Raw genomic sequence first — 23,698 nt, 5'->3', positions numbered from 1 at the left:
CACCTTTGGCCCGTCTCAGCAACCACGCGCCGAAGAGACTCACCACGTGAGAAAGGGTTCAGGCAGCCAGGGCAACGTTTCTCTGGACGCGTCGTTTCGATCGGCCGTGCGCGGGTACATGGATGGCCATGACATCTCTGTGGCTGGCCGACCGCGCCGAACGGCCGCTTCCGCCCGAACCCCTCGATGAAATCAACCGATCCGCCGATGTCGTGGTGGTTGGCGCCGGCATCACGGGCCTGATCACCGCGGTGCTGCTGGCCCGCGCCGGCAAGGATGTGCTGGTGCTCGAGGCCCACACCGCGGGTGCCGGTACCACCGGCAACACGACCGCCAAGATCAGCCTGCTGCAGGGCACGAAGATGTCGAGCATCCTCAAGAAGCACGGCCCCAAGATCGCCAAGCAGTACGTCGAGGGCAATCTCGAAGGCCAGCAGTGGCTCGTGGGGCACTGTGAGGCGCACGGTCTGTCTGTTCAACGCGAAGCCGCCTACACCTATGCGCAATCCGAGGACGGCGTCCGGCTCGCCCGCAATGAATTGGAGGCGTGCCGCACGGCGGGGCTCGATGTCGATTGGGTCGACAGCGACGACGCCGAAGTGCCGTTCCCGTTCCACGGCGGGGTCCGGCTGGCCGATCAGGCGCAGTTCAACCCGATGCCCTTGTTGGACAGCCTGATCGTCGAACTCGACGAGCGCGGCGGCCGACTCGCGCAAGGCGTGCGGGTGCAGCGCGTCTCCGACGATGGCGGTGGGCTGAAACTGCATGTACGGACGAATGCCGGGGCCGAGTTCGACGTGCTCGCGAGCCGGTGCGTATTGGCCACCGGGATTCCGATACTCGACCGCGGTGGGTTCTTCGCCCGACTCAGCCCGAACCGGTCGTACTGCATGGCGTTCCGGGTGCCGGGAAATCTCACGCGCGGCATGTACATCTCGACCGATTCGCCGACCCGGTCGGTGCGGTACGCACCCACCCCCGACGGCGACCGGTTGATCGTCGGCGGTGCGGGCCATCTGGTCGGCCGGCGCGCGAACGCCGCCCAATCGGTACAGGAGCTCGCGTCATGGGCAAAGGTGCACTGGCCCGGGGCCATGCAGACGCACTATTGGTCGGCGCAGGACTACTCCCCCGTCGATGAGTTGCCCTATGTCGGCCCGATCCTGCCCGGCCACGAGAAGATCTTTGTGGCAACGGGATTCGACAAGTGGGGCATGACCAACGGGACGGCGGCGGCGTTGGCGCTGTCGAGTCAGATTCTCGGCGGCCGCATGGACTGGGCGACTGCGTTCGCGAGCTGGAGCCCGCATGAGCTATCGGGCATTCCGGCCGCCATGAAAGTGAACCTCGAGGTGGGGCTCAACCTCGCGAAAGGCTGGATCACGCCCGTCACCCGCATCGGCAGCCACGTGCCCGACGACGGTGGCGTGGTCAGCGGGCCGCCGTGGCACATGGAGGCCTGCAGCGTGATCGACGGTGTCGAGCATCGGGTCTCGCCGGTGTGCCCGCACCTGGGCGGCATCGTCAACTGGAACGACGCCGACGAGTCCTGGGAATGCCCGCTGCATGGGTCCCGATTCGCACCGGACGGCACGCTGCTGGAGGGCCCGGCGACCCGGAATCTCACTGCCGTCCGATAACGCTGTGGCCGCGACGGCAGGTGTGCTGCAATGTCGGGCATGGGTGATATCGACGACATCAAGCAAGTCAAATACCGGTACCTGCGTGCCCTCGACACCAAGCACTGGGACGAGTTCGCCGACACCCTCACCGAGGACGTCGCAGGCGATTACGGGCAGTCGCTGGGCGAGGCGCTGCACTTCACCGACCGCACGGCGCTGGTCGATTTCATGAAGCGGTCGCTCGGGCCGGAGATCATCACCGAGCACCGGGTCGCGCACCCCGAGATCACCGTCGACGGCGACGAGGCCACCGGAACGTGGTACCTGCAGGACCGGGTGATCGCGCCGGACTTCAACTTCATGTTGATCGGCGCGGCGTTCTACCACGACTCCTACCGCCGCACGAGCGAAGGCTGGAAGATCAGCGCGACGGGCTACGACCGCACCTACGACGCCACGATGTCGCTGGAGAACCTGAACTTCAAGCTGAAACCCGGCGCGGCGCTCAACATCTGACGCTATTTCGCAACCGCGATCAACGCGCCAGGGCGCAGCCAGCGCATGATCTGCACCAGCGTGGCGTCCTCGATGGCCACGCAGCCCGCGGTCGGCCCGCCGTCAGTGGTGTGCACGAAGAACGCACCACCGTTGCCGGGCACCCTGGCCTTGTTCACGCCCATCACGACAGCGTGTTTGTACTGCGGAATCTGCAGGTTCTCGGTGCCGCTGGCGGGATCGGTGTCGAACGGGCACTGCGCCTTCTTGCACACCTGCATGGTGTTGTAGGTCGGGCTCTTCATGTCGCCGTCCCACCAGTGGTCGGGGCCCACCTGGACGTACTGCAGCCCACCGCCGGGGTTGGGTGCGGTACCGAATGCGAAGTCGAGCGTGAAGATCCCCATCGGCGTCGCCATGTTGCCGTCATGAGTCTTGGCGGCCATGCCGTTGGCCCCGATGTTGGCGGGGATACCGACGCCGATGGGTTGCCAACCGGCCGAGCCGCGTTGCCACACATCCATTTTCGCCTTGGACCCGCCCACACCGACAACGGAGATCACCTGTGTGGCCGATCCGACCGCGCGGGCGAACCACGGCGCGTTGACCGCGACGGCGGCAGGCGCACACATCAACGCCAGCACGGCCGCGCACAGCAGTACCAGCAGTCGACGCACCCGTCCATCGTCGACGCCGCGGCTATCGCGGGCGTCAAGGTTCGGACACGATCAGGTCGCGGCTTTGTCCCCTGCCACGAGTTCGCTGAGCCAACCTGTCCACCTGGGCCGTTCGGTGTCCGCCGTCGCGGCGGCGTCGGGTCCGTAGAGGAAGAGCGTCACCATGGCCCGCGTCTCCGCGCCGACCGGACAGCTGCCGAGAACCGCGACGCCCGCGCCGGGTTCGTCCAGCCGCAGCATCATCTCGCAGGTTTGAGCGTCCTGCTTGACGCGTTCGACGACACCGGACAGCCGAGGAGAATCCGCAGGGGTTTCGATGCGATCGCCCACGATCGCGCCCTTGGCGTTGAGCGCGGTGGTGAGTCGGCTCCACAGCGTCGGCATGTCAGCGGGGTGCCCGGCCATGGCGTGTGCCGTCGCGGCGGGTTGCCCCGCGTAGTGCGTGAGGTAGATCCGCAGCACTTCGAAGAAGCCGGGCCAACCGCCCTCGAAGCTCTCCAATTCGTCGTCCCAGTCGTCTTTTTCGGTGAACAGGCTGTGCACCATCCGTACGACGCAGCTGTCCCCGGAACGGCTCGTGACCACCACCTCGGTGGCCACCGGAGGAGCGTCACCGTTCCATCCGGGCTCCTCATAGGCGAAGCGGACGGGCGGCTCCCAACCCGTGACGACTCCGGGTGGTGACGGGTCGCCGCAGTCGGCGTCGCCGAAGTCGAATGTGATTGCGCCACCGACGTGTTCCTCGACGGTCGTGGGGGTGAACCAGGCGCTCATCCCGGGTCCGGTCGCGATGGCCTGCCACACCTGCTCGGGAGTTCCCGGGACGAGGAATTCCATCTCGACCCAACGACGTCCGGAATCGTCTTTCTTCAACGGCATTTCGGCTCCTCGGTTTTCGGTTTCGGATAGGCCGCGACGACCAGTCGGTGCTCGCGCCCGTCGGCGGCGGTGTCGTCGTGATAGCGGGCCGCCAAAGACAGGACCGCATCGGACAATTCGCGGGTGAACTCCGCACGGTCGGCCGGCGTGCGGAACCGGATCACAGTGTCGATCGACAACGTGGCCAGTCGCTTGTTCTTCGTCCGCGCGGCTCGCCACATCTCGCCGACCTCGCGCACCGCGCGCGCCGACAGGGCGATCAGATAGCTCGCCGAGAGCCGATCACCGGTGCGGCCCGGGTCGGCGGCCGCCGGTCCGAGCGCCCCGGGTGACACGACGTAGGACGACGCGGTCGCCACGAGCAGGCGTTCGGTCAGCCCGCCCCACCGCCGTTCGCTCGCGACGGTGACCAGGTCGTGCTGTTCGAGCGCGCGCAGGTGGTAGTTGACCTTCTGTCGCGTGATCCCCACCCGCGCGGCCAGCGCAGCCGCCGAGGCCGGCTCGGTGAGTTCGGCCAGCAGACGGCTGCGGATCGGGTCGAGCGCGATGACAGCCGCCGACGGATCGTCGATGACCTCGAGTTCCAGCACACGGGCATCGTGCGCCTTGACAAGTTTATTTGTCAAGGCATCCGGATAGGTTGACTGCATGGACGTGCGCAAAATCGGCAGAGGGCTCGGCACGCTGGACCGCGAGGTCTTCGAGGCAGTCGCCGAATCACCGAGCCCGCTGCTCGACACCGTCATGCCCCGGCTCACCAGGGCCGCCGACCATTCGAAGCTGTGGTTCGCGATCGCGGCCGGGCTCGGCGCGGTGGGCGGCACGTCGGTGCGGCGCGGTGCCGCGCGCGGCGTCCTGAGCCTGGCCGTCACGAGCCTGGTCACCAACCAGGTCGCCAAGCGGATATGGCGCAGGCCCCGGCCGGACCGCACGCTGATCCCGGCGGCCCGCCGCACGCGCCGCGTCCCGACTTCCACGTCGCTGCCGTCCGGTCACTCGGCGAGCGCCGCCGCGTTCGCCGTCGGGGTCGGGCTGGAAAGCCCCCCGGCCGGTCTGGCGATGGCGCTGCTCGCGGGGCTCGTCGGGCTGTCCCGCGTGGCCACCGGCGCGCACTATCCCGGCGACGTGTTCGCCGGCTTCGGCATCGGCGCGGGCATCGCGATCCTCGGCGCCCGGGTGGTGCCCACGCTTCCGACCGCAAGCCTGCCGACGTCCGATCCGCTGCGGTACAAGACCGAGCCCCGGTCGGACGGGGCCGGTGTCGTGCTGGTGATCAACCCGGCTTCCGGTGGCGGTACCGGCGCCCGCGTCGTCGACGAGGTCCGAAACTCATTGCCCCGCACCGAGATCGTCGAGATCGCCGAAGACGACGACATCGAGAAGGTGCTGCGCGAAGCCGCCGAACGTTGCGAGGTGCTCGCGGTGGGCGGTGGCGACGGCACAGTCGCCTGCGCGGCCGGGGTGGCCGTCGAGGCCGGCGTGCCGCTGGCGGTGTTCCCGGGCGGGACGTTCAACCACTTCGCCAAGGACATCGGCTGCGATTCGGTCGCCCGCACGGTCGACACCATCCGCCGCGGCAGCGCAGCCTATGTCGATCTGGTGTGCCTCAACGAGAAGCAGCTCGTGATCAACACCGCGAGCATCGGCGCCTACCCCAAGTACGTGCGGATGCGCGAGAAACTCGAACACCGGATGGGCAAGCGGCTGGCCGGTGTATACGCGCTGTATCTGACCCTGCGCCGGGACGAGCCGGTGCGCATCACCTACGACGACAAGACGATTCAGACGTCGCTGTTCTTCCTGGGAAACTCGACGTACTTTCCGTCGGGCTTCGCACCCGCGCTACGCCCGCGCATGGACGACGGTCTGATCGACGTGCGAATCCTGGAGACCGGCAGGAAGTTCAGCCGTCTGCGCATCGCGACGGCCGTGGCACTCGGCCGCCTCGTCCGCAGCCCGCTCTACCACGAGATGCAGGTGCCGGAGTTCCGGTTCACCACGGTCGACGGTCCCACGGTGCTCGCCCACGACGGCGAGGTCGGTGAGACGTGCACTCAAGCCAGCTTCAGCGTTCGCTACCGAGCGCTACCGGTGTTTCGTCCGTTGCGCTGACCGCCGGATACGGCGGCGCCAGCACCAGGCACACGACGAAGTACGCATAGCCCAACGCCCAGCCCGCCAGCACGTCGGACGGATGGTGGACGTTGAGCACCACGCGGCCGACGCCGATCGCGATGACCAACACCGCACCGGCAATCGGCAACCAGCGGCGCAGAGCGGGACGCAGCGCCGGCCACGCCACCACCAGCAGCCCCAGCACGCTGACCAGCACGCCCAGGGCATGCCCGGACGGGAACGACGACCACGACGCGTAGACGAGCGCGGAGGACGGACGCGGACGATCGGCGATGATCTTGGCCAGCTGGATCACGATGCCGTTGAGTTCGACGGTCAGCAGCAGAAACAGTGCCACCCGGAAGTGGCGGCGCACCAGGGCCACCACGATGATGACGGCGCCCACCAACCGAAACGCCATGGGCCCGAACACTGTGCAGAACACATCCCACGCCATCACCCAGCCCGGATGAGTGGAGCCATACCGAAACGGCCGGTCCAGGCCGGCGTCGTCCAGCCGGACCACCCAGCCCCAGGACGCGCCGTAGCCGACCCACATCAGCGCGTACACCGCCGCGGCCGCCACCGCCGTCGTGATCAGCAATCCGGTACGTGTCCCCACTCGACCATCTCTACCAGGTCCAATAGATCTCCAACTCCGGCGAGCTACGGTGCAGAGATGGCACTGTTCCTGCGAAAGCTGCTGCGCATCGGCGGCCTACCGGGCGACCTGCGTGCGGAAGCCGAATCCGAAGGCATCCTCTTCATCGCCGAATACGTCCCGGTCACCAGACGTTTCACCGGCTCCATCCCGGGCAAACGATCCGCCGGCAGCATCGCCAGTTACGCCGGCTCACTGGTACTGACCAACCACCGCGTGCTCGCGACCATGTCCACCATTCCCAAGCTGGCCGGCCGCAGCATCGACCAACCCTGGGCGGCGCCGCAGTCCGGTGCGGTCAAGGCCGAACTCAGCACGTCGGGGCTGACGCTGGAGACCGACCTCGCCGAGGTCGATCCGCGCTGCCAGGGGCAGCTGTCGATGCACTACAAGACCGAGATACCCGAGGATGTCCTGATGCGGGTGCCCCTTCGGTCACTGGCGTTCGATGTGCCGCCCGAGTACGTGTTCCGCGCGATCGGCGTGCCGTACCACCCGTGAGGGCGCCGCGGGATAGTTGTTCTCGATGAGCCAAACGCTTGCTCGACTGCGCTGCAGCCGGTTCGGTCGGTGGGTGACAGGAAAGGATGTGACGTGACCGAGCCGCAACGGCAGAACCTGCTGATCGTGCACTGGCATGACCTCGGGCGCCACCTCGGCGCCTACGGCCATTCGGATGTGAGCAGCCCGCGGCTCGATCAGCTCGCCGCCGAAGGGATCCTGTTCACCCGCGCGCACGCGACCGCGCCGCTGTGCTCGCCGTCGCGTGGTTCGCTGTTCACCGGCCGCTATCCGCAGAGCAACGGCCTGATGGGCTTGGCCCACCACGGCTGGGAGTACCGCAGCGGGGTGCGCACACTTCCCCACATCTTGTCCCGGGCCGGCTGGCACACCGCGTTGTTCGGCATGCAGCACGAAACGTCGTATCCGTCGAGGCTGGGTTTCGACGAGTTCGACGTGTCGAACTCGTACTGCGAGTACGTCGTCGAACAGGCCACTCGCTGGCTGGCCGACGCACCGTCCGAGCCGTTCCTGCTCACCACGGGTTTCTTCGAGACGCATCGTCCGTACCCGCGGGACCGTTATGAGCCCGCAGAAGCCGAGACCGTGACCGTCCCCGATTACCTGCCCGACACCGCCGAGGTACGGGCCGACCTCGCGGAGTTCTACGGCTCGATCGCCGTTGCCGACGCGAAGGTGGGCGAACTGCTCGACGCGCTGGCCGCGGCCGGGCTCGACGACAGCACGTGGGTGGTGTTCGTGACCGACCACGGCCCGGCGCTTCCCCGCGCCAAGTCGACGCTGTACGACGCGGGTACCGGCATCGCGCTGATCGTCCGGCCGCCACGCGGGTCCGGCGTCGCGCCCCGCCGCTACGACGAACTGTTCAGCGGTGTCGACCTGCTGCCCACGCTGCTCGACCTGCTCGGTGTCGAGATTCCCGACGAGGTGGACGGTTTGTCACATGCCAGCAACCTGACGGGCGCCACCGAAGATGTCCCGGAAATACGCACCGCGGTCTACACCACAAAGACCTATCACGATTCATTCGACCCAATTCGCGCAATTCGGACAAAGGAATACAGCTACATCGAGAATTACGCGGCGCGGCCATTGTTGGATCTGCCCTGGGATATCGCCGACAGCCCGCCCGGCCGGATTGTCGCAGCTGACGCGCTCGAGCCGAGGCCCGCGCGGGAACTCTACGACCTGATCGACGATCCCACTGAGGCCAACAACCTGCTCGGACCGGGTGCGACGGACAAGGCAGAGGCGGTCGCCAACGATCTCGCCTTACTGCTCAACGACTGGCGCGAGAAGACGAACGACGTCATACCGTCCGATTTCGCGGGCACGCGCATTTCCGAACGTTTCACCGAGACATATCTGCATATCCACGGCCGCCCCGCCACCAGTAGGTCGGCGATAGCGGCGGATCGCGGTATCGACGACGCCGTGCAAGCCGACCAATAGTTTCGATCACGGCGAACACAAAACCTTGACGGCTTCTGGAATAGGTACCGCAAATCAATGGCAGTTAGAGTCACGGCCATGTCCGACCATCCGACCGCCTATCTGGTGCTCGCGTCCCAGCGCAGCGGCAGCACCTTGCTGGTGGAGTCCTTGCGTGCCACCGGCGTAGCCGGCGAGCCACAGGAGTTCTTCCAGTACCTGCCGAGCACCAGTCAATCCCCGCAGCCGCGGCAGTGGTTCGAGGGGGTCGAGGACGAGTCGATTCTGCGGCTGCTCGATCCGCTGGACGAGGGAAAGCCGGACCTCGCTCCCGCGCACATCTGGCGTGACTACATCCAGACCGTGGGCCGCACGCCCAACGGGGTGTGGGGCGGCAAGCTGATGTGGAATCAGACGCCGCTGTTGCTGGACCGGGCGCAGGGACTCCCGGACCGGTCGGGCACGGGCCTGCTGTCGGCGATCCGCGACGTCGTCGGCAGCGATCCGGTGCTCATCCACGTGTACCGCCCCGACGTGGTGTCGCAGGCGGTGTCGTTCTGGCGCGCCGTGCAGACGCGGGTGTGGCGGGGCAGGCCGGATCCCGCGCGCGATGCCCGCGCCGAGTACCACGCCGGCGCGATCGCCCATGTCGTCACGATGCTGCGGGCTCAGGAGGAAGGCTGGCGGGCCTGGTTCGCCGAGGAGGACGTCAAGCCTCTCGACATCTCCTACCCGTACCTGTGGCGCAACCTCACGCAGGTCGTCGCGACGGTTCTCGAGGCGCTCGGCCAGGATCCGCGACTGGCTCCCGCGCCGGTGCTCGAACGCCAGGCCGACCAGCGTTCCGACGAATGGGTGGACCGCTACCGGTCCGACGCCGAGAAGGAAGGCCTGCCGCAGTGACCGTGACAGACCTCGTACACGTCGACGAGCTTCGGTTACTCGAAGCCGAAGCGGTGCACATCATCCGTGAGGTGGTGGCCGAACTGCAGCGGCCGGTGCTGCTGTTCTCGGCAGGCAAAGACTCGATCGTGCTGCTTCGGTTGGCGGAGAAGGCTTTTCGTCCGTCGCCGCTGCCGTTTCCCGTGATGCACGTCGACACCGGGCACAACTTCCCCGAGGTCATCGAGTTCCGGGACCGCCGCGTCACCGGTGCGGGCCACAAACTGATCGTGGCCTCGGTCCAGGAGACCATCGACAGCGGCCGCGTCGCAGATCCGGGCCCGGGGGCGTCGCGCAACCGTCAACAGACCCGCACCCTGCTGGATGCGTTGGAAGCCGGCGGATTCGACGCCGCGTTCGGCGGCGCTCGCCGCGACGAGGAACGCGCCCGCGCCAAGGAACGCATCCTGAGCTTCCGCGACGAGTTCGGCCAATGGGACCCGCGCGCGCAGCGCCCCGAGCCGTGGTCGCTGTACAACGGGCGCATCCGCAAGGGTGAGCAGGTCCGCGTCTTCCCGCTGTCGAACTGGACCGAGCTGGACATCTGGCGCTACATCCAGCTGGAAAACCTTGAGCTGCCGTCGATCTACTTCGCCCATGAACGGGAAGTGTTCGAGCGCGACGGCATCCTGCTCGCGGTGTCGGACTACGCGCAGCCCCAGGGCTCCGAGGCCGCGACGGTCGAATGGGTGCGCTACCGCACGGTCGGCGACCTCACCATCACCGGAGCCGTGCGGTCACAGGCCACCGACATCGAGCGGGTGATCACCGAGATCTCCGCCGCGACCGTGTCCGAACGCGGCGAAACCCGCGCCGACGACCGGACTTCCGCGGCCGCGATGGAAGACCGCAAGCGGGAAGGCTATTTCTGATGAGCGCTTGCGCGAAGAACAGAGGATTCTGATGAGCACTCGGCAACTGCTGCGCATCACCACCGCCGGATCGGTCGACGACGGCAAGAGCACACTGATCGGCCGGCTGCTGCACGATACCGACAGCCTGCCCATCGACCACCTCGAAGCGGTTACGGATGCCGAGGGCGTGGCCGATCTGGCCGCGCTGTCCGACGGGCTTCGCGCCGAACGCGAACAAGGCATCACGATCGATGTCGCCTACCGGTTCTTCTCTACCGACACCCGCAGCTACATCCTTGCCGACACACCGGGACACGAGCGCTACACCCGCAACATGTTCACCGGCGCGTCCAACGCCCACGTCGCGATCCTGCTGGTCGACGCCCGCGCCGGTGTACTGCGCCAGACCCGCCGCCATGCCCGCATCGCAAAACTGTTGGGGATCAAGCACTTCGTCGCAACCGTCAACAAGATAGACCTTGTCGATTTCGACAAGGAACGCTTCGCCGAGGTCGAGCGGGAACTGCAGCAGGTCGCCGACCGGCTCGGCCTCGCCGCATCCGGGGCCGAGCTGACGGTCATCCCGATCGCGGCCAAACTCGGCGACAACGTCGTGCACCGCTCGGACAACACGCCGTGGTATGACGGCCCCACGCTGCTGGAGTACCTGGAGGCCGTCGAACTGTCCGCGCCGCATCCGGAGCCCACTAGCCTGCGGTTGCCGGTGCAGTGGGTGTCCCGGCCCACCGCCGAGCAGCGCCGCCGCTACACCGGAAGGTTGTCCGCGGGCACGCTGCGGGTCGGCGATCCCGTGGTGAGCCTGCCGGCCGGCACCCGGTCGACGGTGACCGCGGTCGACACGCTCGACGACGACCGCACGGTAGGTGTTGCGCCACTGTCGGTTTCGATCGAATTGGCCGACGACATCGATGTCGGTCGCGGCGATGTGTTCGTGAGCGGCTCCGACGATGCCGTGCTGCCGGTACTCGCCCGCGAGCTCGATGCCACGGTGTGCTGGTTCTTCGACAACCCGCTGCGGGCCGGCGACCGGCTCGCGCTCAAGCAGGGCACCCGCACCGTGCGGGCCACCGTCCAGGAGTTGCACACCAAACTCGACCCGGAAACCCTCGACGAGGTGGATGGCCCAGTCGAGTTGGCGCTCAACGACATCGGGTCGGTGACCCTGCGGACCAGCTCGGTCGTCATCGCCGATCCCTATGCCGACAACCGCGACAACGGCGCGTTCATCCTGATCGACGAGGTCTCCAACGACACCGTCGGCGCCGGCATCATCCTCGACGCCCGCGAGGTCAAGCCGAGCGGCCACAACCGGTCCGACATCAAATGGCATCCGTCATCGCTGGACCGGGACTACCGCTGGAACAAGACCGGGCAGCGCGGCGCGACAATCTGGTTCACCGGCCTGCCCGCCTCCGGCAAGTCGACCGTGGCGGTGGCCGTCGAACGCGCGCTGGTCGAGTCCGGCCAGGTCGCCTACCTGCTCGACGGCGACAACCTCCGGCACGGGCTATCCGACGATCTGGGGTTCTCGGCGGGCGACCGGACCGAGAACATCCGCCGCGTCGGGCATCTCACGCGCCTGCTGGCCGATGCGGGCGTGGTGGCACTGGCCTCGCTCGTGTCCCCGCTGCGCTCCGACCGCGAGACCGCACGAGCGCTCAACGACGCGGCCAAGCTGCCGTTCATCGAGGTGCACATCGCGACCCCGGTCGAGGAATGCGCACGCCGCGATCCCAAGGGCCTCTACGCGCGCGCCAAAGCCGGCGAGCTCAAAGGCCTGACGGGCGTCGACGCACCCTACGAGGCGCCCGAGAATCCCGATCTCGTGCTCGACACCACCGGCGCCGACATCGACGACCTCGTCGATCAGGTGATCGCCTTGCTCAACACCCGCCGCTGACCTGTGATTTGTGCACCTGCCGTAACGGTCAGCGTTACGGAAGGTGCACAAATCACTCGACTAGGGCGACCACGAACACGCGCCGGAACGGGAAGAACGTCGTGCCGTCGGGCCGGGCCGGATAGGCGGCAGCCAGCAGCGGGATGATGGCTCGGCGATAGTCCTGCCACGCCTCCTCGGTGAGCCGGCTCTTGACCTGGGTGAGTGCCGTTCCGGTGATCCAGTCCAAAACGGGTGTCTCGCCGGTCAATTGGTGCACATAGGTGGTTTCCCAGGCGTCGACGGCACAGCCCGCATCGGTGAGCAGCCCCGCGTACTCCGCCGGGGTGTCCACCTGACCGGTATCGCGCCATGGCATGTCCCGCAGGGCCTCGGCGAACGGCGCGCTGCGCGCCACCTGTCGCACGGCCTCGTGTGATGGCGAATCGAAGTTGCCGGGCACCTGAAACGCGATCCAGGCGCCCGCAGGTAGCTCACGCGCCCACCGCACCACGATCTCGCGGTGTGTCGGCACCCATTGCAGCGCGGCGTTGGACAGCACCACATCGGTGTCGGGTCGTGGCACCCAGTCCTCGATCGCACCGGTGTGGGCATCGACGCCGCGTGCCTGGGCCGCAGCCACCATCTCCGGCGAGTTGTCCCACGCCTCGAGCGCCGCATCGGGCCAGCGTTGCCGCAGGGTCTCGGTCAGGTTGCCAGGCCCGCATCCCAGGTCGACGATCCGCCGTGGGTCGACCGCCGCCACCCGCGACAGCAGGTCGTAGAACGGACGCCCACGGTGATCAGCGAAGGCCAGATAGGTGTCAGGGTTCCACACAGCCCCTATCTTCCTCCTCGCGTGCGGGGTGACATCATCGCTGACGATGGACGAGTCGCAATCAGTGAAAAACATCTGGACATCACTGGGCCTGCCGGGCATCGTCGACGTCCACACCCACTTCATGCCCAAGAACGTGATGGACAAGGTGTGGCAGTACTTCGACAGCCAGGGCCCGCTGATCGGCCGCGAATGGCCGATCACGTACCGCGCCGACGAGGAGCAGCGGGTCGCCACGCTGCGCTCCTTCGGCGTGCGACGGTTCACGTCGCTGGTGTATCCACACAAACCGGACATGGCTGCCTGGCTGAACCAGTGGGCGTTCGGCTTCGCGCAGGCCACCCCCGATTGCCTGGCCACGGCCACGTTCTATCCCGAGGCGGGTGCGGCGCGCTATGTCGCCGAAGCCGTCGCAGCGGGTATCCAGGTGTTCAAGGCGCACATTCAGGTCGGCCGCTACGACCCCAACGACCCATTGCTCGACGACGTGTGGGGATCCATCGAGGACGCGGCGGTTCCCGTCGTGATCCACTGCGGTTCGGGCCCGGTGCCCGGCGACTTCACCGGCCCGGACCGGATCGCTCGACTGTTGCGCCGCTATCCCCGGCTGGTGCTGATCGTCGCGCACATGGGCATGCCGGAATACTCCGAATTCCTCGACCTCGCCGAGCAATTCGATCAGGTGCGACTCGACACGACCATGGCGTTCACGCCATTCGTGGAGTCAACCATGCCGTTTCCCGCCGCCGATACGGGCCGCCTGCATGCCCTGGGCGAGCGCATCCTGTTCGGCAGCGATTTCCCCAACATTCCGTACGGCTACGCCGAGGCCGTGCAGACGCTCATCGATCTGCCCGGCGTCGACGACAAGTGGCTGCGCAACGTGCTGCACGACAACGCCGCGCGGCTGTTCGACCTGAACTAGCTCTCACAGGCGGTTTACAGCCAGGTCAGGCACGGTGTTGCGCATGACGACATCGCGGTGGCAGCACGCCTGCCTGCTCGCGTTGCTCACGGCCACCGCGGCGCTGTATCTGTGGCATCTGTCGATCAACGGATACGGCAACGACTTCTACGCCGCGGCGGCGCAGGCAGGCGCGCAGAGTTGGTCGGCCTGGTTCTACGGCGCGCTCGACGCCAACAACTTCATCACGGTCGACAAACCGCCTGCGGCGCTGTGGATCACCGGCCTGTCTGTGCGGCTGTTCGGGATGAACCCGTGGTCGGTGCTCGTGCCCGAGGCGTTGATGGGCGTTGCGGCAGTGGCCGTGCTCTATGCGACCGTGCGGCGGTCGATGTCCACGCAGCCGTACGCCACACATGCCGGACTGCTTGCCGGCGCCGTGCTGGCCGTCACCCCGGCCGCCGCACTCATGTTCCGGTTCAACAATCCCGACGCCCTGCTGGTGCTGCTGTTGGTCGCCGCGGCTAACTGCCTGACCCGCGCGGTGGAGACGGCATCCTGGCGCTGGCTGATCGCGGCAGGCGCGGTGGTGGGCACGGCCTTCCTGACGAAGATGCTGCAGGGCTTTCTCGTGCTGCCGGCGTTCGCGCTGACGTATCTGCTGTTGGCACCCGCATCCTGGCGTCGACGGCTGTGTCACCTGCTGGCCGCCGCCGGCGGGGTGTTGGTCGCGGCGGGCTGGTGGGTGCTGACGGTTCAGTTGGTGTCACCGGGCAACCGCCCCTACATCGGCGGATCGACCGACGACACCGAGCTCGATCTCGCGTTCGGCTACAACGGGATCAGCCGGATCGTCGGTGGTGAACACCATGCCGGTGCCAGATACGGCCATGGCCTCGCCCGGTTGCTCACCGCAGAGGTCGGCAACGAGATCGGCTGGTTGTTGCCCGCCGCGGTGGTCGCCGCCGGTTTCGGGCTGTATCTGGCTGCGCGGCATCGTCTTCCGCGCACGGAGTTGGCCGCGCTTGTGATGTGGACAGGTTGGCTGGTGACCACGGCAGTCGTGCTCGGCTACATGAACGGCATGCTGCACCCGTACTACACGGTCGCACTCGCACCGGCGATCGCGGCGCTGCTGGGCTGTGGCGTGGCGTGGGCGTGGCGGCTGCGGGCCCACCTCGATGCCCGGATCGCCCTGGCGGTGCTGTCCGCGACCGCCGCACTCTCCGGGGTGAACCTACTGCACCGCAACGAGTTCGGGCCGACGTGGTCGGCGTGGGTGATCGCCGCGGTCGCGGTGCTCGCGGTGACCGCGTTGGTCGTGGGGCATCGAGTGGCGGTTGCGGGCCTGATACTCGCGGGGGTGGCCGGCTTGATTCCGGTCACCGGTTTCGCGGTGGCCACTGCGGCGACGCCCCACCATGGCACACAGCCGGTCACGGTGAACCAGTCAGCGGGCTGGCTGGGTGATCTCGCGGCCAACCGCGAACTCGCGGAGATGCTGGCCGCGACCCGCACCACCTGGTCGGCGGCGACCAACGGCTCACAACCGGCGGCCGCACTGGAGATCGCGTCTGGCACTGCCGTGATGGCGGTCGGCGGGTGGAGTGGTGATCCGGTGCCCACGTTGGAGCAGTTCATCGGTGACGTGCACGCCGGCCGGATCACCTACTACGTCGAGGCCGGGCGGCGGCTGCACGCTGAGGTCATCCGTGCACCCAACCGCACCAATGCCCACACCCGCGAGATCGCCGACTGGGTCGCCGCTCATTTCACCCCCGTCCCGATGGGCTCATCTACCGTCTACCGGCTGATCTGACGGTTAGCATCGGCAGCGTGGAGTCGTCCCATGCTGACCGAGTCGATCCGGTTGAACCTCCCATCCCGATTCCCGATGTGCCAGGGGCGGATGCGAGCTCGCGTGGCCTGCCCCGACGGGTCGATCTGACCGTACGCCAACGCGCGATCGTCGACGCGTCCGCCGCAGCCGATCTCGTACTGCGCACCGGGGTGGCGTCGATCGTCGCGGCGTCCATGGTGCCGCGCACGCTGGCGTCGATCGCGCGGCCGTCGGGTTCGCGAACCGAACACGAGCACATGCGGTTCTACGCCGATCTGGCCGCCGCGCGAGACCCCGCGGTTTCGTTCCCGGCCCCCACCGAACCGCCGCGTGTCTCGTCGCGGCCGGCCAATCCGATCGCAGAATGGATTGCGCACGGACGTGTCGAGAACATCCGGTTCGCCAGCAGCTTCACCGCCGTCAACCCCGCGCTTCGCGACCAGTGCGCGGGCTTCGCCCGTAACAACGTTGTCCGGGCCCAACATTGGCGCCACGATGACGGCCCGCATCCCACGCTCTGCGTGATCCACGGGTTCATGGGATCGCCGTATCTGGCGAATGGACTGTTTCTGTCGTTGCCGTGGTTCTACCGCTCGGGCTACGACGTGTTGTTGTACACCTTGCCGTTTCACGGCCGGCGCGCCGAGAAGTTCTCACCTTTCAGCGGTCACGGCTTCTTCGCGCACGGCTTCGGCGGATTCGCCGAGGGCATGGCCCAGGCAGTGCACGATTTCCGGTCGATCATCGACTATCTGGAGTTCACCGGTGTCGATCGGGTGGCACTCACGGGCATCTCGCTCGGCGGTTTCACGTCGGCCTTGCTGGCCAGCGTGGACGATCGCATCCAAGCCGTGATTCCGAACGTGCCCGTCGTGACGCCCGACCGCACGGTCGACGAGTGGTTCCCGGCCAACAAGCTCGTCGCACTTGAGCGTTTCGTCGCGCGCACCGATCCGGCGCTGTCGGAGGCGGCGACCCGCTACGCCTCGCCGCTGAATTACCGGCCGCTCGTCGCCAAGGAGCGCAGGCTCATCATCACCGGCCTCGGTGACCGGCTGGCGCCGCCGCAGCAGGCCGAGTTGCTGTGGGAACACTGGGATCGCTGTGCGTTCCACTGGTTCCCCGGCAACCACCTACTGCACGTGAGCCAGCCGGACTACCTACGCCGGATGACCCGCTTCCTGCGGGATTTCATGTTCGACTGACGGCCGCGGCAGCAACGCCTTCGGCAGCGCCGTCGGTTTGCCTTCGAGCCGGTGCGTCGACAACGGGTTGAGCGCCGCCAGAGCCGGACGGTGGGTGCCGCGGGCCGCGGTGAGGCCGGTCAGTGGCGCCTTGGCCGCGGGCCGGTCGGCGGTGCGGATCGCGCATCCGACCGTCAGCAGCGGATGCGTCGGGGATCCGGTGAATTCCAGTGCCGTCCAGGTCTCCTCGGACGGCAGCGCGCTGATCGCGGCGAGCGTCTGATCCACATTGTCTTTCACCGCGACGCGGTACGCCGCGACGTAACCCGTCTCGTCGCGCACCCCCCGCCAGGTCTCCTTGCCCGGCACCGGCAGCGGAGTGTCGACACCGTCGACGATCGTGACCGTCCAGCCGTGCTCACGCAGATGATCGGCCAGTCGGCGACCCACCACTTCGGTGGTGTCCCGCAACGGGATTCGCGATGACCTGGCCCGCAACGCGTCGAGGTTGTCCGTGGCGGCGACGGTAAGGCTGATCCAACTGCGCCGGGCACCGTTGGCGTCGCGGTGACTGACCCGGACCTTGTCACACCGGATGCCGTACCGGTCCAGATAGCCGACGACGATCGGCAATTGGGCGGGCGTGGCCGGATCGACGCGCAGCACGACCGTCGCGGCATCCTCGCGTTCCCGGGTTTCCTTCTTCGTGAGATTGCGCCGCCACATCGCGATTCGGCGGCCGATCATCGTCGTGAAGAACATGCCGCCCCACCATGCGAACAGCACGATCACGACGCCGACGGAGACACCGAGCACCCAGCGTTCGGTGGTGGTCTGCCATGGCCGGGCCAGCACCGCCGCGACGATGAACAGGGACGCCAGCGCGATACGGGCGGTCATGTGGTCTTGTCCTTCCGACGGTATGCGACAAGGGCGGCGACAGCCACCAACGCAAGTGCTCCGGTACCGGCGAACGCGATGATTCGCGGAGTGTTGTCACGCGGCGCGGGTTCTGGCGGTGCCGCAATGGGTTTGCCTTCGGGAGCCGTCGGCCCGTCCAGCGGGATGTCGGCGACATTCCAGGTCAGTGCCGCGACCGGGTCGACCCCACCGGCACCGATGACGTTGGACGGCGACCGCGCCGCGCCCTGCGCCGTCGTCGTCAGGCGATGCACCACCTGGCGCGCGTTGAGATCGGGGTACTTGCTGCGCACCAATGCCGCGACACCCGACACGTAGGCCGTGGCGTAGCTGGTGCCGCTCAGCGGGATCAGCCGATCCTGTTCGGACGCAACAGCGTTGGACAGCCCACCGTCGGGGGCATTGCTCACCGACGTGATGTTCTCGCCAGGGGCGGCGATCCCGACCCAGGGGCCGGCCATGCTGAATCCGGACGGCTGCCCCGTAGCGTTCAGCGATCCGACGGACAGTACATAGGGCTGCCACCACGACGGTATCGAAACCGATGTGACGCCACCCCAGTTGCGCGGATCACCGGCGTTGCCCGCGTTGCCGAGCGGATTGGATTCGCAGGCCGATCCGGTGGAGACGCCACCGCGGTTGTTTCCGGCGGCCGCGACGATCACGGCGTCCTTTTCGACCGCGGCGTAGCGCAGCGCTGCGCCGAGTTCCGTTTGGTCGACGGTCTTGTCGGCGGGCAGGCACGTCACGACGGAGATGTTGATGACCCGGGCGCCAAGATCTGCTGCGCGTACGACGGCCCGCGCCAGACTGACGACGTCGCCGGCCGCGCGGGCCTCGACAGCGTCGGCCCCCGGTGTGCGGGGCGCGAACCGCGGCGAGTTCTGCCGGATCGAGATCAATCGGGCGGCCGGTGCCACACCGGAGAATCCGTCGGGCCCTGGTTGTCCGGCGATCAGGCCGGCGACCGACGTACCGTGCCCGTCACAGTCGGTCAGGCCGTCGGTCGACTCGATGAAGTCACCGCCGCCTTCGACGTTGGGAAGCCGCGGCCCGGGCTGCACCCCGGTGTCGATGACCGCGACCGTCTGCCCTTCCCCGCGACTCTGTTGCCAGGCACCGGACAGGTTGAGCGCCAACTGGTTCGGGCTGACGGCACCGGGATCGGTGCCGGGCATGGTCGTGGTGGTCGTGCACTCACCGCGTTGCATCATCGGTTGCACCGGCCCAGCGGTGCCCGGCGGCGGGCCGACTTGTGGGTCGACCTCCGGCGGGCTGATGGCGCCCGCGGACGGGCAGCCCATCAGCAGTACGAGACCGGCCGTCGTGAGGACGCCCAGGCTTTTCTGGATCACCGATTCATCACCTGTCGAGAACCAGGCTGAACAGCCCGACGAGGAAGGCCATCACCGGAATCAGTGAAGCGTCGATACCGGAAGCCAGGAAACCGACGAGCCGACGCATCGGCAGCGAGTACGTCTCGGGATTGGCGATGGCCGGATTGAGCGCCGCGACGACCCACACGAGAACCAGCGCGGCGAGCACGGCCAGCGCCCACCATGCCGCCTCGTAGCGTCCGTCGATCGCGAAGGCGACCAGCAGGACGACGGTCAGCAGGTACGAGTGGCCCAGCAGCCACGCCTTGCACGCCGCGGAATCCCATACCCGGGCCCGCAGGGCGGCACCCGCAGCGGCTGCCACGACGATGTACCAGGCCCACGGCGAGGCCGTGGCCGAACCGACCAACGCCAGCGACCCGGTCACGGCCAACAGCACACCGGCCGCGATCACACCGGTCTGGTGCGACTGGCTCACCCGAACCCGACGCGGAAGGTCGGCCAGAACCGACAGCGGCTGGGCGGCCGGCGTCGGATCGCCCGGCGCCGGGATGACCGGGAGCGGGAAGCGCGCCCACATCGCCGACAGTTGCGCGGCCTGGACGGTGACGAGCAGCCCGAGCAGCACCAGTGCGCAGCCGAGGATGGTCGACGAGAGTTCCCACAGCGCGGCAGCACCGGCCACCAGCAGCACGCCGATACCGGCCACCGCAGTGGCGGTGAACACCGCGATGCCGCGGTCGTCGCCGGAGCTCGCCATGCTGATCAGCGACCACGCGGCCACCCCGGCGGCGGCGAGCAGCACATTGGGCGCACCGAATTCGCCTGGCACGCCCAGGGCGAACGCCGCCGCGACGGGCACCAGCGCGGTGACCGCGAGGGCCGTGCCGAACACCGGGAACCGGCCGCGCACCGACAGCGCACCGAGCACGGTGGCGACGGCGATCCCGCTCACGACGAACAGCCCGAGCATCTCATCGGTGATCACTCGGTGGGCGACCGCGAGGCCCGTGCCGACGAGGATCAACCCGATCAAGGCAAGCGCGGCTGCCCGCGCGATGTGCGGGGCACCCCAGGGATGCTGCCGGGCGGCCGAGAAGATGACGGCGGCGTCGGCGATGTCTTCGACGATGCGCGGTGCCGGCGGACCGGCCGGAACCGCTTGCAGGGCAAGCAGATCGCCGTCCACGACACCGACCGTGTCAAGCGTGGCGTCCAGGCTGAACGGTGCTCCGCCGACCGGGGCCAGGCTGAGCCGCACCGGGTCCGGGGCGCTCGCGCCGTCATCGCCGCCTGCGGGCAGCACGATGCGCTGGACCGCGGGCAGGATTTCGCGCAGCGGCAACTCGGACGGCAACGCCATCTCGGTCAGCCGGCCACCGTCGTCTCCAGCGGCCAGCACGGCCACCCGGACGATCGGCATCACAGTGTTCTCGGACATTCCTATGCTTTCTGGGGTATTTCTCGGTGAGGTGCCGCGGCTTCGTCGAAGTCGCGGGTGAGCGGATGGTCGGGGAACCACGAGCCGCTGGGCAGGGATGCGGTCAGCCGCTCGATCGCCGCGGCGATCGCATCGGCACTGCCCGCCGTAAAGGTCGAGATCCATTCCCCGTCAAAGGCTTTCGACGGTGAGACCAGGATCCGGCCCTGTGGGGTGTCAACCACGCTGACGCCCACTTGGGTAGTGACACGGTGACCGTCACGGTGCTCTCCGGCAACGATCTCGACGTAGGTGCGCCGGCCTTCGAACACCGATTCCACCACGGGGCGGGCCGATGCCGGGACTCCGAGGAATCCCAGCACTTCAGCCAGCGGGGTGCCGTTGCGGATCTGCTCGTCGGCGCGGGCGCCTGCGGCGGCCGGGAGCGCGAACTCCTCGAACCGCGCCGGCCGGCGCTGCGACAGACCCGCCGTGAGCACCGGTACCAGGGCGTGCGGATGGCTGATGTCCATCTCGGTGAACGTGACCAGCTGCGCGTTGCGCAACGCGACGACGGTACGACCGTCGCGGCGCCCCACAATGCCGCGCAACAGATCACCAGGCCCCGAGACGAAGCGCAGGTCAAGCCACTGCGCCGCCCGGCAGGTCAGCCTGACCCACTGGGCGACAAGAGGATTGACCTCGCCACCGGAATTGAGCACACCCATCCGAGTCAGTTCTGCGGTCTGTTCGGCGACAAAGCCGGACCGCTGAGCCGGTTCGCTGTAGGGCGGCGTGATCGCCAGCACCCACGGAAACGCCCCGGCCCCGAGCACATCTGCGATGTACCAGGCCTGCTCGGTGGTCAGCTCGACTGCGTTGGCTCCCACTATGTCCTATCTGAAAGACCGAACATCAGCCCCACTTGGCTCCCTCGGCCTGGTCCCGGGCGTTCATCGAGATGGTGTTGGTCTCATGGGTGGCCGCCATCGACCGGTAGGCACGCACCAGCTCCTCCATGGCCTGGTTCCACTGCGCCTGCCACGCCTGATAGGTCATCCCGGTGTCACCCTGCCAAGCACTGCCCAACGCCGCCTGCTCGGCAGCGATATCGGCACCCACCGCATGCAACGCACCCGAATAGGTGTTCATCTCGGCAGCATGCGCCAGCATCGCCGGGTAGTTGTACATGATCTGAGACATGAAAACTCCTATATCCGTTCGAGATCCGGTCAGATAACGGTGTAGGTGCTGGCCGCGGCGGCATCCTGGGCCACATACGTACCGGCCGCATCACCCAAGTTCAGCTGAGCGATATCCAGCAGCGCATTGACCTTCGCCGACACCTCGACAAACCGGGCATGAGCAGCCTGAAACGCCGCCGACGCCTCACCCATGTGAAACGCCTGCGACGACATCGCCGCCTGCTCGGCCTGCGCGATCGTGCTGCGCATCAACGCAGCCTTGGCCCCGAACGCCGCCTCAGAGGCAACCAGCTGGGGAATGTGAGCGTCCAACATGCTCATGGATGTTCCTTTCGAATCGATAGCGGTATGTGGTGCATGCGAAAGTGCAGAAGCGGTCCGGTCAGTTGCGCGAACCCCCTCCCGGATCGGGCGGAATCACGTTGGGCGCGTCGGGGTCCCAGGTGCCCGGCAGCATCGGACTGACCGGCCGATCGTCGAAACTGTCACCCGACAACGTCGTCAACCCCGCCGCAGCCGCATCCGACCGCGCCGCCGTACCACTGAACCCCATCGCCCCCGCACCCCGCTCCGAAGCCCGCACCCCCGTCCGCGGCTCCGGCGCCGGATCAGCACCCGGACCCTCATAGTCCATATAGGCATCGGCATACGCATGCTCCTCGACCTCAGCACCACGCTTACGCCGCCGCTTACGCCGCGCCGCCAACGACGCCGCCACCCCAGAAGCCGCCGCCGGAACCCCCGACGCCGGAGCCTGCACACTCGACTTGTCTCGCAACGTCGGCGTGAACCCCTCACCCGGATCGCGGCCCGCGACCGCATACATGGGCAACGGAGCGGCCGGCGCGGCCGGTGCGCCAGGGGCCGTCGCCGCTGACGCGCCGCCACCGGGTGCGCCCACGGTGCCAACCGCTCCACCACCGGGAGCGGGCAGCCCGGCCAGCGGGTACTGGTTCTGTTGCTCGGCACGCGGGGTCACGGCCGCGGGATTGTCTTCGGGCGCAATGTCGGCGGGCGGCTGCGTGAGGTGATCGATGAGCAGCACCAGACCGGTGATGCCGAGCGCGACCAAAGCCGGGATCAGGAACGGCGACGCCAAGATCATGGCCCATGTCGGCCAGCCCACGAGGTTGAAGAACACCTGATAGGCGACCGCGAACAGCAAGGGCCCCCACGTGACGAGCGCAGCCGACGGGTTGGTCATGAAGTCGTCGATGAGCTTGCCGAGATTGCCGATCGGGTCCTTCAGGAAGTCGATGATCTCCTGTCCGCCCGGGACATTCTGCAGATACTGCTCAAGCAGATCGCTGATGATGTTCGAATTCTGCAGCGCGGTACCGGAATCCGTAGCCTGCCCCTGTGCGGCCATCTGCTGCGCATTCGCCGATGCGGTGCCCGCCTCGCCCACACCCGGCTTGAGGACGAAGGGCGCCGGCAAGGTCGTCGGTGTCGCGGCGACCGCCGCACCCGACACCGCCTGATACGTACTCATCGTCGTCGCGGCCTGAACCCACATCCGCACATAATCGGCCTCGTTGAGCGCGATCGGAATCGTGTTGATACCGAAGAAGTTCGTCGCCACGAGCACGCCGTGCACCACATGGTTGAGCGCCAGTTCCGGCAGCGTCGGCATGGCCGCCAACGCCGTCGAATACGCTGCCGCCGCCGTCTCGTGCTGAACCCCCACCGCAGCACTGTTCGCCGCCTGCTGCGCCAGCCAGGTCAGGTACGGGCCGTGGGCCGCCACGTACTGCTCCGCGCTCGGCCCCTCCCACGCCCCGGCCTGCACCCCGCCCAGCACCGTCGTCAATTCGGCTGCCGCCGAGGCATATTCAGCGCTCAGCGACTGCCAAGCCCCCGCCGCGGCCAACAACGACCCCGGGCCCGGCCCGCTGGACAGCAGCGCCGAATGCACCTCCGGCGGCAGGGCCATCCAGATCGGCGCGGTCAT

The 23,698-nt window shown here is 67.7% G+C and carries 23 protein-coding genes; 11 read left to right on the top strand and 12 right to left on the bottom strand.

The features are described 5' to 3' along the window. Positions 1-128 precede the first annotated feature (128 nt). On the top strand, positions 129-1,640 hold the full coding sequence (locus AWC31_RS17725; RefSeq protein WP_085145519.1) for an FAD-dependent oxidoreductase: 1,512 nt from the start codon (positions 129-131) through the stop codon (positions 1,638-1,640). Positions 1,641-1,679: 39 nt separating this feature from the next. Continuing rightward, positions 1,680-2,138 carry a nuclear transport factor 2 family protein gene (locus AWC31_RS17720; RefSeq protein ID WP_085145518.1) on the top strand — a complete coding sequence of 153 codons (459 nt, stop codon included), beginning with the start codon at positions 1,680-1,682 and terminating at the stop codon, positions 2,136-2,138. 2 nt (positions 2,139-2,140) lie between these two features. Here the strand turns inward: AWC31_RS17720 and AWC31_RS17715 are convergent, their stop codons facing one another. Genes AWC31_RS17715 through AWC31_RS17705 form a run of 3 tightly spaced genes read right to left on the bottom strand, consistent with a single transcriptional unit; the run spans position 2,141 to position 4,263 of the window. Beyond that, entirely contained in the window at positions 2,141-2,794 is a 654-nt protein-coding gene (locus tag AWC31_RS17715; RefSeq protein WP_085145370.1) for a L,D-transpeptidase family protein, read from the bottom strand. A gap of 51 nt (positions 2,795-2,845) precedes the next feature. Beyond that, positions 2,846-3,673 (bottom strand): SRPBCC family protein, encoded by an 828-nt coding sequence (locus tag AWC31_RS17710; protein WP_207626371.1) that lies wholly within the window; start codon positions 3,671-3,673, stop codon positions 2,846-2,848. After that, positions 3,664-4,263, bottom strand: a complete 600-nt coding sequence (locus tag AWC31_RS17705) for a winged helix-turn-helix domain-containing protein (protein WP_067853386.1) — start codon at positions 4,261-4,263, stop codon at positions 3,664-3,666. Before AWC31_RS17705 ends, AWC31_RS17710 begins: the two co-directional genes overlap by 10 nt. Before the next feature lie 58 nt (positions 4,264-4,321). Between AWC31_RS17705 and AWC31_RS17700 the strand changes: the two genes are divergently transcribed. Then, positions 4,322-5,785, top strand: a complete 1,464-nt coding sequence (locus tag AWC31_RS17700; RefSeq protein WP_067853027.1) for a bifunctional phosphatase PAP2/diacylglycerol kinase family protein — start codon at positions 4,322-4,324, stop codon at positions 5,783-5,785. On the opposite strand, the gene AWC31_RS17695 is transcribed toward AWC31_RS17700, so the two are convergent. Then, positions 5,739-6,410, bottom strand: a complete 672-nt coding sequence (locus AWC31_RS17695) for a phosphatase PAP2 family protein (RefSeq protein ID WP_234816888.1) — start codon at positions 6,408-6,410, stop codon at positions 5,739-5,741. The genes AWC31_RS17700 and AWC31_RS17695 overlap by 47 nt on opposite strands. 57 nt (positions 6,411-6,467) lie before the next feature. Between AWC31_RS17695 and AWC31_RS17690 the strand changes: the two genes are divergently transcribed. The 5 genes from AWC31_RS17690 (at position 6,468) to cysC (ending at position 12,119) form a co-directional block, all read left to right on the top strand. After that, the gene (locus AWC31_RS17690; RefSeq protein WP_067853023.1) at positions 6,468-6,950 is read left to right on the top strand and encodes a hypothetical protein; all 483 of its coding nucleotides are present in this window, start codon (positions 6,468-6,470) and stop codon (positions 6,948-6,950) included. A 93-nt stretch (positions 6,951-7,043) separates the two neighbouring features. Then, on the top strand, positions 7,044-8,423 hold the full coding sequence (locus AWC31_RS17685) for a sulfatase family protein (protein ID WP_085145369.1): 1,380 nt from the start codon (positions 7,044-7,046) through the stop codon (positions 8,421-8,423). 78 nt (positions 8,424-8,501) lie between these two features. Continuing rightward, on the top strand, positions 8,502-9,305 hold the full coding sequence (gene stf0, locus AWC31_RS17680) for a trehalose 2-sulfotransferase (protein ID WP_085145368.1): 804 nt from the start codon (positions 8,502-8,504) through the stop codon (positions 9,303-9,305). Next, positions 9,302-10,216, top strand: a complete 915-nt coding sequence (gene cysD / locus AWC31_RS17675; protein ID WP_067853015.1) for a sulfate adenylyltransferase subunit CysD — start codon at positions 9,302-9,304, stop codon at positions 10,214-10,216. The genes stf0 and cysD overlap by 4 nt, the downstream gene beginning before the upstream one ends. A 31-nt stretch (positions 10,217-10,247) precedes the next feature. Beyond that, entirely contained in the window at positions 10,248-12,119 is a 1,872-nt protein-coding gene (cysC, locus tag AWC31_RS17670) for a sulfate adenylyltransferase subunit CysN (protein WP_085145366.1), read from the top strand. Between the two features lie 52 nt (positions 12,120-12,171). Here cysC and AWC31_RS17665 read toward each other — a convergent pair whose 3' ends face one another. Further along, complete coding sequence (locus AWC31_RS17665) at positions 12,172-12,936, bottom strand: trans-aconitate 2-methyltransferase (protein WP_085145365.1); 765 nt, start codon at positions 12,934-12,936, stop codon at positions 12,172-12,174. 46 nt (positions 12,937-12,982) lie between these two features. Here AWC31_RS17665 and AWC31_RS17660 point away from each other — a divergent pair, with 46 nt between their 5' ends. Genes AWC31_RS17660 through AWC31_RS17650 form a run of 3 tightly spaced genes read left to right on the top strand, consistent with a single transcriptional unit; the run spans position 12,983 to position 16,885 of the window. After that, positions 12,983-13,861 carry an amidohydrolase family protein gene (locus AWC31_RS17660; RefSeq protein ID WP_085145364.1) on the top strand — a complete coding sequence of 293 codons (879 nt, stop codon included), beginning with the start codon at positions 12,983-12,985 and terminating at the stop codon, positions 13,859-13,861. Positions 13,862-13,904: 43 nt separating this feature from the next. Then, positions 13,905-15,659 carry a glycosyltransferase family 39 protein gene (locus tag AWC31_RS17655; RefSeq protein WP_085145363.1) on the top strand — a complete coding sequence of 585 codons (1,755 nt, stop codon included), beginning with the start codon at positions 13,905-13,907 and terminating at the stop codon, positions 15,657-15,659. Between the two features lie 17 nt (positions 15,660-15,676). Further along, positions 15,677-16,885 carry an alpha/beta hydrolase family protein gene (locus tag AWC31_RS17650; protein WP_085145362.1) on the top strand — a complete coding sequence of 403 codons (1,209 nt, stop codon included), beginning with the start codon at positions 15,677-15,679 and terminating at the stop codon, positions 16,883-16,885. Here AWC31_RS17650 and eccE read toward each other — a convergent pair. The 7 genes from eccE to AWC31_RS17615 all read right to left on the bottom strand — a co-directional run bounded on the left by eccE (position 16,841) and on the right by AWC31_RS17615 (position 23,698). Next, positions 16,841-17,764 carry a type VII secretion protein EccE gene (gene eccE, locus AWC31_RS17645; protein WP_085145361.1) on the bottom strand — a complete coding sequence of 308 codons (924 nt, stop codon included), beginning with the start codon at positions 17,762-17,764 and terminating at the stop codon, positions 16,841-16,843. The genes AWC31_RS17650 and eccE overlap by 45 nt on opposite strands. Beyond that, positions 17,761-19,140 (bottom strand): type VII secretion-associated serine protease mycosin, encoded by a 1,380-nt coding sequence (mycP, locus tag AWC31_RS17640; RefSeq protein ID WP_085145360.1) that lies wholly within the window; start codon positions 19,138-19,140, stop codon positions 17,761-17,763. Before mycP ends, eccE begins: the two co-directional genes overlap by 4 nt. A gap of 7 nt (positions 19,141-19,147) precedes the next feature. Beyond that, the gene (eccD, locus tag AWC31_RS17635) at positions 19,148-20,563 is read right to left on the bottom strand and encodes a type VII secretion integral membrane protein EccD (RefSeq protein WP_085145359.1); all 1,416 of its coding nucleotides are present in this window, start codon (positions 20,561-20,563) and stop codon (positions 19,148-19,150) included. 2 nt (positions 20,564-20,565) lie between these two features. After that, the gene (locus AWC31_RS17630; RefSeq protein WP_085145358.1) at positions 20,566-21,432 is read right to left on the bottom strand and encodes an ESX secretion-associated protein EspG; all 867 of its coding nucleotides are present in this window, start codon (positions 21,430-21,432) and stop codon (positions 20,566-20,568) included. Positions 21,433-21,457: 25 nt separating this feature from the next. Continuing rightward, positions 21,458-21,745 (bottom strand): WXG100 family type VII secretion target, encoded by a 288-nt coding sequence (locus tag AWC31_RS17625; RefSeq protein ID WP_067852580.1) that lies wholly within the window; start codon positions 21,743-21,745, stop codon positions 21,458-21,460. A gap of 29 nt (positions 21,746-21,774) precedes the next feature. Continuing rightward, on the bottom strand, positions 21,775-22,068 hold the full coding sequence (esxG, locus tag AWC31_RS17620; RefSeq protein ID WP_085145357.1) for a type VII secretion system protein EsxG: 294 nt from the start codon (positions 22,066-22,068) through the stop codon (positions 21,775-21,777). Positions 22,069-22,129: 61 nt separating this feature from the next. Next, the gene (locus tag AWC31_RS17615; RefSeq protein ID WP_085145356.1) at positions 22,130-23,698 is read right to left on the bottom strand and encodes a PPE family protein; all 1,569 of its coding nucleotides are present in this window, start codon (positions 23,696-23,698) and stop codon (positions 22,130-22,132) included.

Source organism: Mycolicibacterium wolinskyi, from assembly GCF_002101965.1.
Taxonomy (GTDB): Bacteria; Actinomycetota; Actinomycetes; order Mycobacteriales; family Mycobacteriaceae; genus Mycobacterium; species Mycobacterium wolinskyi.
Note: the sequence above shows the minus strand (reverse complement) of the source record. Positions and strands in the feature narration are given on the sequence as shown.

Coding starts and splice junctions, on each gene's coding strand:
- AWC31_RS17655 (WP_085145363.1), top strand. CDS start 13,905: ATGACGACATCGCGGTGGCAGCACGCCTGCCTGCTCGCGTTGCTCACG.
- AWC31_RS17625 (WP_067852580.1), bottom strand. CDS start 21,745: ATGTCTCAGATCATGTACAACTACCCGGCGATGCTGGCGCATGCTGCC.
- cysC (WP_085145366.1), top strand. CDS start 10,248: ATGAGCACTCGGCAACTGCTGCGCATCACCACCGCCGGATCGGTCGAC.
- AWC31_RS17690 (WP_067853023.1), top strand. CDS start 6,468: ATGGCACTGTTCCTGCGAAAGCTGCTGCGCATCGGCGGCCTACCGGGC.
- AWC31_RS17700 (WP_067853027.1), top strand. CDS start 4,322: ATGGACGTGCGCAAAATCGGCAGAGGGCTCGGCACGCTGGACCGCGAG.
- eccD (WP_085145359.1), bottom strand. CDS start 20,563: ATGTCCGAGAACACTGTGATGCCGATCGTCCGGGTGGCCGTGCTGGCC.
- eccE (WP_085145361.1), bottom strand. CDS start 17,764: ATGACCGCCCGTATCGCGCTGGCGTCCCTGTTCATCGTCGCGGCGGTG.
- AWC31_RS17710 (WP_207626371.1), bottom strand. CDS start 3,673: ATGCCGTTGAAGAAAGACGATTCCGGACGTCGTTGGGTCGAGATGGAA.
- esxG (WP_085145357.1), bottom strand. CDS start 22,068: ATGAGCATGTTGGACGCTCACATTCCCCAGCTGGTTGCCTCTGAGGCG.
- stf0 (WP_085145368.1), top strand. CDS start 8,502: ATGTCCGACCATCCGACCGCCTATCTGGTGCTCGCGTCCCAGCGCAGC.
- AWC31_RS17615 (WP_085145356.1), bottom strand. CDS start 23,698: ATGACCGCGCCGATCTGGATGGCCCTGCCGCCGGAGGTGCATTCGGCG.
- AWC31_RS17725 (WP_085145519.1), top strand. CDS start 129: ATGACATCTCTGTGGCTGGCCGACCGCGCCGAACGGCCGCTTCCGCCC.
- AWC31_RS17660 (WP_085145364.1), top strand. CDS start 12,983: ATGGACGAGTCGCAATCAGTGAAAAACATCTGGACATCACTGGGCCTG.
- AWC31_RS17720 (WP_085145518.1), top strand. CDS start 1,680: ATGGGTGATATCGACGACATCAAGCAAGTCAAATACCGGTACCTGCGT.